This window comes from [Clostridium] celerecrescens 18A, assembly GCF_002797975.1.
GTDB lineage: Bacteria > Bacillota > Clostridia > Lachnospirales > Lachnospiraceae > Lacrimispora > Lacrimispora celerecrescens.
Genome location: NZ_PGET01000001.1, coordinates 3,106,312 through 3,117,733 on the forward strand (window position 1 = coordinate 3,106,312; position 11,422 = coordinate 3,117,733).

An 11,422-nucleotide genomic window follows, 5' to 3' on the forward strand; every position below is an offset into this window, starting at 1 on the left:
TCATGTAAACAGCCGGCACTGCAGCCAATGGATGATGCTCCCATATATTTCTTTGCGGGCAGCATTACTTATTTACGCCAGGCCCTGTTTTCTTCTTTCCTGAGCTATTTGAAACCCCAGGTCCGACCTCACCGTCCTTTGAAGGAGCACCTGCCGAAGTTTCTGTCTCAGGCTCCTTGGTCGCAGGAGGAGCCGCAGTCGTTGGCGCCGCCGTTGTAGGCGGAGCCGTCGTTGGTGCCTCCGTAGGTTTTGCTGCAGTGGTCGGCTCAGTCGCAGGCTTTGTCTCCGCCGGCTTTGACGTTCCGTTAGAAGCTGTCTGGGATTCCGTTCCAGGCAGATGATAGCAAAGAACCGGAACTCCTGCTGCTATATTTTCAAAGATGGTCTTTGCCACAGCCGGGGGCAGATTGACACAACCATGGGAACCGCCGGTCTTATAGATAGTTCCTCCGAAGGTATTGCGCCAGGTGGCATCATGGAGGCCGATATTTCCGTTAAATGGCATCCAGTAAGACACGGGAGTCCTGTAAGTTTCTCCCTTTAGCGTCGCATCCCTTTGCTTATAGGTAAGGGGAAATACGCCTGCAGGAGTGGACCAGCCCTTTGACTCATTGCCTGATACAAAGTCTGATTCTACCAAAAGCTTTCCGTCTTTATAAAAATATAAGTGCTGGGCTGTTAAATTGATTTCCACATACGTGGTGCCGTAATCGTTGTCCCCATGGCTGGCTGCCTTCTGTTTATAGACAGGCTCTCTTACCTGGCTTTGCCCGGAACGGATCAGCTCCGCCAGTTCATCCGATTCCTTGCTTTGATCGATTTTCCAGCCATAGCTGCCACCCGTGATCCTTACGGTCTGCCCATAGGAGGTCTTTAAATTTTTGGCCCTGGTGGACGTATCATACTGGGAAGCCAGCTCTTTCACGTATGCAGAAACAGAGGAGCTGCTTAAATAAACCTTGCCATCCTCTCCGATCCCGATCCATTTAGAAATCGTATCACCATTCAGCACCTTTTTTTCATTACCAAAGCTGTATGTAATCGTGACATTGGCATATTTGTTCAATGTCTGTACCTGCTCGATCAACTGGGGATCGTCAGCAGGAATCTGGGGCTTTACATAAGCCCCAAGCTCTTCCAAGGAAATTTCCGGGATTAAGCCCATCACAGCTTCGGAAATTCCTGACTTCACCTTTTCCGGGTCAAGCTGGTTTCCTTCCTTTGCTGCTATAATGTGGTAGCCCTGGCCTGATACATAATCGGACACATGTGCATTTTCCGGCTTTTCCACAAGCTCATCCTTTAAACAGTCTAAGCCGGAAACAGCAGATTCAAATTTGTCCTGGTCATACTGTATCAAGGTTCCTATATCAAATTCCTGGGGCGTTTTCGTATGTTTCAGCCATTCATAAGTCTTCTGGTCCGCCAAAAGCTTTTCAAGGCTCCCGTCAAAAACTGACTCAAGGCCGATATCCCGTCCCTTTATCTCTTGTTTGCTTCCTCCTCTTTCCCCGATTGACAACACATAATTCTGTGCGCCGGAAGCAATTGACTTCTTTACTTCTTCAACAGATTTCTTTGATGCATCCACTCCATTGATCGTGGTGTTGGGGAAAAACACCTTCTCATACTGTTTGCCTGTCTGAAGATAGACAAGAGCAGCAATCAGCGCCGCTGCAGCTACAGTCCCGCTTCCAATTGCTGCCAAGCCCTTTAATCCAAGTGGCTTTTTCTTTCTGCTGCGCGGTTTTACATTTTCCATTTACTACCTACCTCTTTTTACCAGCCTTTTTATTCAGTATTCATTATACATGAAAACCGCGAAATTTGTCTAAATTTTTACGGTATTTTTCTTGACATTTTTATTACGATTTTTCTGACACTCCTTGGTGACAAAATATTTCATAATCCCCCCGGCGCCTTCATAAATATAAGATTAAGAATGATGAAAAAGGATTCCACATGGCACGCTATACCCCTGTTTACGGATCTGTAACTTCTGTTAACCCTTTAAGAACCTCTTCTACCGACAAAAGCTGCTCTATGATCATTTCCATAATGAGCGAGAGCTTAGGACAGACCAATTTTATTGTCACTCCACAAACCTACGTCTTTAACCAGCACACCTTTAACCCAGGTGATTCCATCGTCGCCTTCTATGATACAAAAGCGCCTGTTCCCCTTATTTATCCGCCTCAGTTCACAGCAGTCGTCCTAGCGGAAAACAGCGATGGGTATGAGGCTGTTTTTGATTATTTTGATGATGACTTGCTAAATTCATCACAAACTCTGCAGCTAAGCCTGTCCGACCAAAGCGAGACAACGATTCTCCTTTCCAACGGTCAGACCTTCTTTTACCACCCAGGCGGCCATTTTCTTCTTGTCTTTTATGCATTTACCACCCGCAGTATTCCGGCAGTTACCACTCCACAGACGATTGTGGTCTTCTGCGCTCCGGAGAATAAAACCTAAGCAGGCCACTGTTTCCGGCAAAAAACAAAGAGTCTGCATCGCAGACTCTTTGCCGGAGCAAAATTGCTTCAGGAGGCTACCTTCCTTAAGCTTTTATATCTACCGCCGTCATAAAAGCACCCTCATACCCCAGGAGTTCACACAACCGGGCAGTATGGGGCTGTTCCAACCGGGCCTTTAACAGGCTTTCTTTCTCATAAAAGACCGTTTCCCCCGGCCCGTCTTTAAGCACTTTCCCGTGTGCCATAATAATAACCCGTTCAAAGTACTCTGCCACAAAGTCCATGTCATGAAGAATCGCCAGCACAAATTTTCCTTTTTTACTTAAGGTTCGGACAATCCTGCCCAGCACCGCCCGGCCATTTGCATCCTGGGCAATGGTCGGTTCATCCAAGATAAGCACCTTAGGATCCATAGCCACCACCGAGGCAATGGCTACCATTTTCCGTTCCGATAAATCCAGGTCATAGGGATTTTCTTCCGCCGCCTCCATAAGCCCTACCATCTCAAGGGCCTCTGCAGCCAGCTTTTGTGCCTCTTCCCGGCTCTTCCCTAAGTTTAATGGTCCTACCATGACCTCTTCCATCACCCGGTTCTTAAATATCTGGTCATCCGGATTCTGGAACACATATCCCACCTTTCCGGCAAGCTGTGCCACGGTTCTTTTGGATATATCCTCGCCTTCAAAGGAAATACTCCCTGCATTTGGCTTTAAAAGTCCCTTTAACAGCTTGACCAGAGTGGTTTTTCCTGCACCGTTCTGGCCGATGATTGCGGTGGGCCTTGCATCAAGGCAAAGATCCAGGTGTTCGATCACCGGAATGTCAGGTTGATAATGAAACTCTAAATCCTGGATCTTAAATACTGTCCGTTCATTTATCTTCTCCTGGCCCATTGCAAACGTCCTGCCGGAAAGCTTTGGAGGAAACTGGTCCCTTAAACGCTCCATCTGCGCTAACGTGACCGGATAGAGCCTGTCCTCTCCATCGTTCCTGCTCACTCCAAGCGCTCTGCAGACCTGGGTATAAACCGGCGGCTTAACACCCAGTTCCTCTAAGTCATTCCTGGAAAAAATCCGTTCCGGAGTATCATAAGCGATCTGCTTTCCTTTATGAAGAAGGAGGATCTTATCACAGTAAGAAGCCAGCTTCTCCATCTTCTGCTCTACCATGATAATGGTTATACCTGTCTTTGCCAGCTTATCAACTACCCGGAATACCTCTTCACTTCCCTGAGGGTCCAGTTGGGAGGTAGGCTCATCTAGCACGATGACTTTAGGCTCCATGGCAAGGATGCTGGCAATGGCCACCCGCTGCGTCTGTCCTCCTGATAAATCAAAGGGATTTCTGTCCCTGTATTCTTCAATATCCAGAAGCTTTAAATTTTCTTCCACTCTCTTAAAAATTTCTTCCCTGGGAATTCCCAGATTCTGAAGCCCAAAGGCGATTTCCTCAAAGACTGTATCCTTTGCCCCGGAAAGCTGGTTAAAAGGATTCTGGAACACAAGGCCCACCTTCTGGCACAATTCGGCTATGGGAGTTTTCGCCGCTTCCGCTCCGTCAACGAGGAGCCTTCCGCCGTATGCCCCACGAAACATGGTGGGGACCAGACCGGCAAAGGCCTGGCACAACGTGCTTTTTCCGGCCTTATTTTCACCGGCGATCCCGATAAACTGCCCTTTTTCCACCTGAAAATCAATTCCGTCAAGAGCCAGACGTTCCGTATGGGGATACCGGTATTTTAAGTTCGTCACTTCGATCAAAGCCATGTAAGCACCCTCCATACAATAGAGCCTGCAATAAGCAGAGCCATTAACAACATAAATGCCTTGTCCCTGCCTGCCAGACTGTATTCCCTTAAAAACGTCTTTTTATTTTTTGAATCAAATCCCCGCACTTCCAGGGCGATGGCCCTTTCTCTGGTGTTGATCAGGGAGCTGCTGACCACAGGCGAAATTAACGGGATAAAAGCCCTGGCTCTTACAAGCAGGCTGCCTTCCGTTTCCATTCCCCGGCTTCTCTGGGCATCCATAATGGTGTTCATAGTCCCCATCATTTGGGGAATAATCTGAAAAACAGAACTGATCATGTATCCAAACCTGGGTGAAAAGCCTGCCTGTTCCATGGTCTCCACCAGGTCCGCAGGCTTGGTGGTCAATACAAACGTGGCAAAGGCCAAAAGCATGTTTAAGATATTAAGCCCGATCCTGGCAGCATAAAGAAGCCCTTCCTGATAAAAAGCAAGAGGCCCTAAATGGAAAAGTACCTTCTGGTTTTCCTGGTTAAAAAGGCCATGGATCAAAAAAATGGTGATTATGATGGTAAAAGAAAAGGCAATCAGAGGGAAAACCTTCCTGATGATCTTCCCGCTGATCAAAAGACATAGGCTGATGGCCAGAAAAAGGCCGTATATCCACAGCGCACCCCCGATCAGGGGTGCGCTGACGGCTGCCAGAATATAAAACATCTTGGCAAATGGATGCAGCCTGGTTAAGTAGGTATCTTTATCCACGTATAGACTGATACTTTTCATATAATTCTGCCTTTCCTGCTTTAATCCAGACTTGCCACTTCATCATCCATTTCATAAAGGGAAGTCAGTTTCTTTGGAAGACCTTTAATGATGGCGTATACGATCAAAAGGGTAATCAATTTATCCGGCACATCCACGAGGACTTCATCAAGGAAGGAGCCAAAAGCAACGGGAAGCCCTGAAGCCTGTGACCAGGCAAAGACAGCATCTCCCCAGATATTGCCTGTTGTTCCGCCCCAGAAAATGATATTTAAAGGAGTGGAGATCACAACAGCCGTAAGGCCTGCCACACAGGCGGTGAGAATAGCTCCGGAAAGCTTTTCCATATGGCCAAGCCTTGCCATGATTCCAACTGCGACACCGATACCTAAGCTGGTTAAGGCATATACCAGAGTGATGGAATCACCGGTGGTAAATCCATAAATTAAATTGTTGGCCGCACCGCAGATTCCCCCGATCACGGGTCCCCCAAGAATACCGCCGATGCAGGTACCGATAGAATCCAGCCAAAGCGGAAGCTTTAAAACAGACGCAAAAAGCTTTCCTAAATAATTGATTCCAATACAAGCCGGAATCAACACAAAACAGGCTGCATTCAATTTGGTCTTAAATAAATTTTTCATCTCAATTTCCTCCATTTTTTTTTAACCTTTATCCATACGGACAAAGGCCTCCAATGCCGTAAGGATCTCCAAATGCTCTCCCCTCATCATGGCGGACTCTCCGCCCGTATAGCTGTTGATGTTTTCCTCTATGGACTCCTCAGACTCCACCACCACGTTTAATATGGAGGCGGTTTTTACTCCCCGCAGTCCGCCCACCACAAACAACGCGGCAGTTTCCATATCAGAACCCATGACACCTTTACCAGCCCAGTAAGCGCAGACCTCCTTTTCCTCATCAATGTAAAAGCTGTCATGGCTTCTGGCTATTCCCACATGAGATCTCGCCCCCAATTCCCCTGCACTTTCCATGCAGGCCAGTAAAAGCTTTGTATCCGGTATCGCCGGATAGATGGAATCTGCATAAGAGGATGAGGCTCCGTCATCCCGGACAGCTCCATTCACCAGAATTAAATCGCCAAGGCGGATCCCCTTTTGAAGCGCTCCGCAGCTTCCGATCCGGATCATGGCCTTAACCCCGATTCTTGCCAGTTCCTCCACTGCGATTGCCGCAGACGCACCTCCAATCCCTGTAGATACCGCCATAACAGGCACTCCTCTGTATTTTCCCTTAATACTTCGGAATTCCCTGTTAAACGCCAGTTCCTCCGTATCCGTCAGACAGGCTGCAATCCGGTCCAGGCGTTTTGGGTCACCCGGCAGCAGCGCATAGGGAACGGCCTGTTCTTCTGACAGCTTGATATGAGGCATGATCTCAACCACAGGTATCATCTCCTTTCACCTTTTTTATGTCCTGAATGTAGCACAAAGAGGCCATCCTGTCAATCTGTTGACACAAACTATAACCTGATAATAATACCTTTTTCACGAAACAGTCCGTCTATTTCACCTGGCCGCATTGACTTATCATGTATTCGTGATAAAATGGACGGAGAGATTTACGAGGAGGTTTCCTATGGTCACACTTCATCTGGATGACGCTGTTATCAAAAGCCTGAGCAACAATGAACTGAATGTCCTGAAATATGTCTACGAACATTCGGATGAGGTTTTGGATATGAGCATACAGACACTGGCATCCCAGACATCTTATTCCTCTGCCACAATTCTGCGCTTCTGCAAGAAGCTTGGATATTCCGGCTTTGCGGAATTCAAATATGCCCTCCGCGCAGAGGGAAGAAACGAAAATCACGGACCCGCGGCTGCAAAAGCCCAGAATTTTAATACAAGGATCATGATTGACAACCTGTGTTCCAACGTCGAAGGAACCTCCAATCTGATATCGGAAGACCAGCTCAGCCATACGTTCCGGTATTTTGACAGCAACTGTCCCATTTACTTATGGGCCCCGGGAGGGATCACTTCTATTCTTAGCGACTACTTTGAGAAGCTTCTTTTCTCCATCGGACGCCAGAATGTATACAAGATCGAATCCAGTAAAATGGGGGAACACATTTTAAGAAATATCCACTCGGAATCCCTGCTGATCTTAATCAGCACCACCGGGGATTTCGGACCGACTGTACGTCTGGGCAAGATCGCCCGGATGAACAATGTCCCGATTCTATCCATCACCCCATATACCAACAATGAAGTTGCCAATTTAGCCACTGTCAACTTCCGCTTCTTCACCAACCAGCGCGAGAACCGGGGAGCGGAGTTCACTTCCAGGCTTCCGGTGTTTTATATGATCAATGCTATTATATGCTGTTACCTTCAGTACAAGCTGTCCGGCCGGGAACAAACGGAACAGGGGGATAACCATGATTCCTTTATTTGAGAAAGCACATCATTTGCACCTTACGGATACGGAAGAAGAAATCCTTAAGTATTTTGAGTCCAATCTTCCCTCGTCCGTGTATACCAATTTAAATGACTTAAGTGCCAGCCTGTATACCTCCAATGCTACCATTGTCCGTTTCTGCCAAAAGCTGGGACTGAAAGGCTATAATGAATTCAAATACCAGGTGCGAAAGGAATTAAAACAGCTTCACCCCCAGAACTTCCGTACCGATGATCTGATCCACCATTCTCTCGCCCTGTTTAAGGATAATCTGGATCAGATCGATGAAGAGAAGCTGGAAGAGATCGCCGGGCTTTTAACCAGTGACAGGCCCATCTATATCTACGGCTCCAATTTAAGCTCCCTTGCCGCCAAATACCTCCAGACGGTCTTAAACACCCTTGACTATCCCTGTATTCTGGTTGAGTGGCGGCGCCTGTTGAACGGTCTTGTACATGAGATAAACAGCGACGCCGTGCTTTTCATCATCACGGCCCATGGAGATGCCAGGCGGTATCTGTCTGTATTCCGGAAGGCTAAGGCCCGCGGCACCATTACGATACTGCTCACCTGTGAGAAGGACAGTCCTCTGATCCCCTACAGCACCTTCGCACTCTGCACCAATGACAGGAATGAGGAGTACCGTCATGTAGATATCAATCCCAGACTTGGAATCCTGACGATTGTCCAGCTTCTGATTGAACTGGCCGCCAGGATCAGACAAAATTCCCAGTCAGACGGTGATCCATTAGATTCCCAGTCTTAACGAAATAAGAAAGCTGCCCCGTTCCATGTTTCCCATGGCCGGGCAGCTTCCTCTTTGTTTCTTTAATATTTTAATACTTCCCTTACATTTGATGCAATTCCTTCCACCTTCGGTCCATAAATCACCTGGATATGTGTATCACTGGTGCGGACAATTCCCATGGAACCTGTTTTCTTTAAAAGTTCATCACTCACCATTGCCATATCTTTTATATCCACACGAAGTCTGGTCAGGCAGTTGTTCACCGTTGTGATATTACCATATCCGCCAAGTCCCTCTATGATTTTCGATGCGAGGGCTTTTTGTTTTTCTTCCATAGTGCTCTCCGAAACATCCGCCTCCTGCTCTTCGTCAGATACATCGATGGAAAGCTGTTTTCTCGTCAGATAGCTTTTAAATACAAAATAATAAATGACGGAGAAGAACGGTCCGGTAATGATCACCCAATACCAGCGGGATCCTGGCTGGAATACGCCCCAGATCAGGAAATCGATCAGACCGCCGCCAGTATTGCCGATAATAACCTTAAATGCCGACATCAGCAGGAAGGACAGGCCGCCCATTAACGCATGGAACAAAAACAGCGGCGGTGCAATAAACATGAATGAGAATTCCAATGGTTCTGTAATGCCTGACACAATGCTGGCTGCAACGCCTGCAATCATAAGAGCCTTTACTTTATTCTTTTTCTCCGGAGGAGAGGTCCTGTAAATAGCCAGTGCTGCTGCAGGAAGGCCAAACATCATCATCGGCATTTTGCCCTGTCCTAAAAATACCGTAAACGGCCTCAGTTCTGAGATGTCTACCTTGTCAACGAATTGAAGGAAGATATTTAAGCATCCTTCCACTCCTTCATAGGTTCCACCAATGGAGGTGGTACGGAAAATACCGTTTAATACATGGTGCAGACCGGTAGGAATCAGCAGCCGCTCCAGGAATCCATAGCCAAATACACCGACCAGTCCTGTAGCGGATATCAAACCTCCCAATCCGTCAATGACCATGGAAACCGGTGACCATAGGATCGGCGCGGCAAGACCCACAACTGCCATAGCCATAATAACAACAATGGCAACAAAACGTTTTCCTCCATAAAAGGAGATTGCTACCGGAAATGTAACTTTATGATACCGGTTATGGAGTGAGGCAGTCATGATACCTGCAACAATACCTGCGACCGCGCCCATATCCAGGGTTTCTACTCCCAGAATCGTGGATATCTTTAAAGCGCCAAAATTCATAAAACCGGAATTAATCATACATGCCGATGCCACCAGAAATGTATAATAACCGATGAATCCTGCAAATGCCGCTATTTCCTTTTCCTCCCTCGCCATTCCAAAGGAAATGGAAATGGAGAACAGCACCGGGATCAATGTAAATACAACACCTGATATTTTATTTAAAGTAGAAATAATGAAATAAATAAGCCCCTGCTGTAAAAACGGAACAGCCGACTGTACCTGCGCTTTCATAAGCGCAGAGGTTAACCCCAAAACGATACCGCATGCGGCCAAAGCAGCAATCGGCATCAGCAAACTACGGCCGAGAGCCGAGAAAAAATTCATTGCCCTGTTTTTTTTCATGATAATATCCTCTCCCATCACAGGCTACCCTGCAACGCTACATCCTGTTTTCTTATGATTCTCCATAGGAGTACATTTCATTTCACTCCCGCCAAGTTTTTGCTTCCCCTTATTTTAACTCCGGCCACATTCCTTTATTTGCTTCAATCAAAGCATCCAGTACCTTTCTTGCTTTCTTTGCATCGCCTATCAGCCTGTTAAGGGTAAATGCCTCCAAAGCCTTCTGATAAGAATTCTCAAAATAAGCATCTACAATCAGCTTCTCACAGGATACCTGGTTCACCAAAAGCCCCAGATAGAACTGTGGAATATTTCCTACTCTCATGGGGCGTGGGCCATTTGCTCCAAGTTCGCATACAACTTCTACCATGGCATCGTCCTGCATATTGGCTATCGCACCGTTGTTCTCAACAATCAGGATATGCCTGTCATTTTTATTAAAAGCAATGGATTCCGCAACCTTAATCATCATTTCGGCATGGGCATCGGAGATCTCATCAAACTTATCTCCCAGCTTTCCTTCTTTGATCACCTGGGCACATTCCCTAAATACCCGTTTTTCTCTCCCCGCCATAACCTCATCCGCACGGGTAAAATCAGCATCCAGATGACTGGCCTTATATTCCGGATATAAGTAATACTGGTCATAGGTGTTGGGCAGAAACTCCGGGAAATCTTCCATGATTGTCTTTACCATTCCGTAAGTATCCAGCCAGGACTTATCTCTCTGTTCCGCATCCTGGGGAAGGAAACCGTTCTGGGCAACCATTTCCCTGATCTTTGGAAGTAAGTCTTCACCCGTATGAACGTCATACATATGGGTGAACCAGCCATAATGGTTCAGTCCAAAGTAAACCGGGTCTAAATCCTCCCAACTGCATTTTAAAAGTCTGCTGCAGGAACGTACCACATTCTCCGGCTGGTCGCAGATGTTTAAGATTCTCTTGTCATCCGGAAATTCTCTGCGGAGCGCTTCCGCAACAATTGCTGCGGGATTGGAGTAGTTTAATATCCATGCATCCGGTGCATAGGTGCGGATATCGTGTACGGCCTTGATCATATCCACACAGGACCTGAGACCATAGGCCATCCCTCCTGCCCCGCAGGTTTCCTGCCCGATGATTCCCATGCTCAGCGGAATGTGCTCATCCTTTGCACGCATCGGAAGCCCTCCGGAGCGCATCTGCATAAATATGAAATCCATTCCCTCATAAGCTTCCTTAACATCGGTTGTGTAAGAGAAATCCAGCTCCGGAAATCTTTCCTTAAACAGAATCTCACCATACTTCCCAATGGGTTCCTGGCGGTCGTTGTCGATGTCGAACAGCACCAGCTTCTTTAAAGGGAACTCCTCTTTAAGTCTGACAAAGGACTTTAAGAAACCCAGTGTAAAAGTGCTTCCCCCTCCAACGATGCATACGTTAAATGTTCTCATTGTTTTTCTCCTTTTCCGCTTTTTTACTTATCTTTATCTGATGGCCTTATGATACTTCATTTCATTTAACGTGTAAATAGTTTCACATGCATACGGATAAGATCCCGTATTTCAACATTTATTACTCTTGTAGTAACATCTTTCACTCCATAATAATTATGATTTCTATCAAAAATAATGCCTGCATTAAGTGACGGGGATTCTGAGCTAAGGCCATTTGGAGAT

General features: G+C 46.8%; 10 protein-coding genes. 3 read left to right on the top strand and 7 right to left on the bottom strand.

Features of this window, described 5'->3' with window-relative positions; genetic code table 11:
* Nucleotides 1-64 precede the first annotated feature (64 nt).
* On the bottom strand, nucleotides 65-1,762 hold the full coding sequence (locus tag H171_RS14260) for a L,D-transpeptidase family protein (protein WP_100305746.1): 1,698 nt from the start codon (nucleotides 1,760-1,762) through the stop codon (nucleotides 65-67).
* A 200-nt stretch (nucleotides 1,763-1,962) separates the two neighbouring features.
* Between H171_RS14260 and H171_RS14265 the strand changes: the two genes are divergently transcribed.
* Complete coding sequence (locus H171_RS14265; RefSeq protein ID WP_100305747.1) at nucleotides 1,963-2,472, top strand: hypothetical protein; 510 nt, start codon at nucleotides 1,963-1,965, stop codon at nucleotides 2,470-2,472.
* An 85-nt stretch (nucleotides 2,473-2,557) separates the two neighbouring features.
* Here H171_RS14265 and H171_RS14270 read toward each other — a convergent pair whose 3' ends face one another.
* Genes H171_RS14270 through H171_RS14285 form a run of 4 tightly spaced genes read right to left on the bottom strand, consistent with a single transcriptional unit; the run spans nucleotide 2,558 to nucleotide 6,389 of the window.
* A complete protein-coding gene (locus H171_RS14270) occupies nucleotides 2,558-4,240 on the bottom strand; it encodes an ABC transporter ATP-binding protein (protein ID WP_100305748.1) in 1,683 nt (560 codons plus the stop codon).
* A complete protein-coding gene (locus H171_RS14275) occupies nucleotides 4,231-5,004 on the bottom strand; it encodes an energy-coupling factor transporter transmembrane component T family protein (RefSeq protein WP_100305749.1) in 774 nt (257 codons plus the stop codon). The genes H171_RS14270 and H171_RS14275 overlap by 10 nt, the downstream gene beginning before the upstream one ends.
* A gap of 20 nt (nucleotides 5,005-5,024) precedes the next feature.
* A complete protein-coding gene (locus H171_RS14280) occupies nucleotides 5,025-5,627 on the bottom strand; it encodes an ECF transporter S component (RefSeq protein ID WP_100307536.1) in 603 nt (200 codons plus the stop codon).
* Between the two features lie 21 nt (nucleotides 5,628-5,648).
* Complete coding sequence (locus H171_RS14285; RefSeq protein ID WP_100305750.1) at nucleotides 5,649-6,389, bottom strand: nucleoside phosphorylase; 741 nt, start codon at nucleotides 6,387-6,389, stop codon at nucleotides 5,649-5,651.
* Nucleotides 6,390-6,582: 193 nt separating this feature from the next.
* On the opposite strand from H171_RS14285, the gene H171_RS14290 reads away from it, so the two are divergent.
* A complete protein-coding gene (locus tag H171_RS14290; RefSeq protein WP_100305751.1) occupies nucleotides 6,583-7,407 on the top strand; it encodes a MurR/RpiR family transcriptional regulator in 825 nt (274 codons plus the stop codon).
* The gene (locus H171_RS14295; RefSeq protein WP_166433622.1) at nucleotides 7,391-8,176 is read left to right on the top strand and encodes a MurR/RpiR family transcriptional regulator; all 786 of its coding nucleotides are present in this window, start codon (nucleotides 7,391-7,393) and stop codon (nucleotides 8,174-8,176) included. The genes H171_RS14290 and H171_RS14295 overlap by 17 nt, the downstream gene beginning before the upstream one ends.
* A 62-nt stretch (nucleotides 8,177-8,238) precedes the next feature.
* On the opposite strand, the gene H171_RS14300 is transcribed toward H171_RS14295, so the two are convergent.
* The gene (locus tag H171_RS14300; protein WP_100307537.1) at nucleotides 8,239-9,762 is read right to left on the bottom strand and encodes a PTS transporter subunit EIIC; all 1,524 of its coding nucleotides are present in this window, start codon (nucleotides 9,760-9,762) and stop codon (nucleotides 8,239-8,241) included.
* A 109-nt stretch (nucleotides 9,763-9,871) separates the two neighbouring features.
* Complete coding sequence (locus H171_RS14305; protein ID WP_100305753.1) at nucleotides 9,872-11,197, bottom strand: 6-phospho-alpha-glucosidase; 1,326 nt, start codon at nucleotides 11,195-11,197, stop codon at nucleotides 9,872-9,874.
* Nucleotides 11,198-11,422 lie beyond the last annotated feature (225 nt).

Bases quoted from the DNA above. Each gene is read 5' to 3' on its own strand.
- H171_RS14260 (WP_100305746.1), bottom strand. From the start codon at position 1,762: ATGGAAAATGTAAAACCGCGCAGCAGAAAGAAAAAGCCACTTGGATTA.
- H171_RS14265 (WP_100305747.1), top strand. From the start codon at position 1,963: ATGGCACGCTATACCCCTGTTTACGGATCTGTAACTTCTGTTAACCCT.
- H171_RS14270 (WP_100305748.1), bottom strand. From the start codon at position 4,240: ATGGCTTTGATCGAAGTGACGAACTTAAAATACCGGTATCCCCATACG.
- H171_RS14275 (WP_100305749.1), bottom strand. From the start codon at position 5,004: ATGAAAAGTATCAGTCTATACGTGGATAAAGATACCTACTTAACCAGG.
- H171_RS14280 (WP_100307536.1), bottom strand. From the start codon at position 5,627: ATGAAAAATTTATTTAAGACCAAATTGAATGCAGCCTGTTTTGTGTTG.
- H171_RS14290 (WP_100305751.1), top strand. From the start codon at position 6,583: ATGGTCACACTTCATCTGGATGACGCTGTTATCAAAAGCCTGAGCAAC.
- H171_RS14295 (WP_166433622.1), top strand. From the start codon at position 7,391: ATGATTCCTTTATTTGAGAAAGCACATCATTTGCACCTTACGGATACG.
- H171_RS14300 (WP_100307537.1), bottom strand. From the start codon at position 9,762: ATGAAAAAAAACAGGGCAATGAATTTTTTCTCGGCTCTCGGCCGTAGT.
- H171_RS14305 (WP_100305753.1), bottom strand. From the start codon at position 11,197: ATGAGAACATTTAACGTATGCATCGTTGGAGGGGGAAGCACTTTTACA.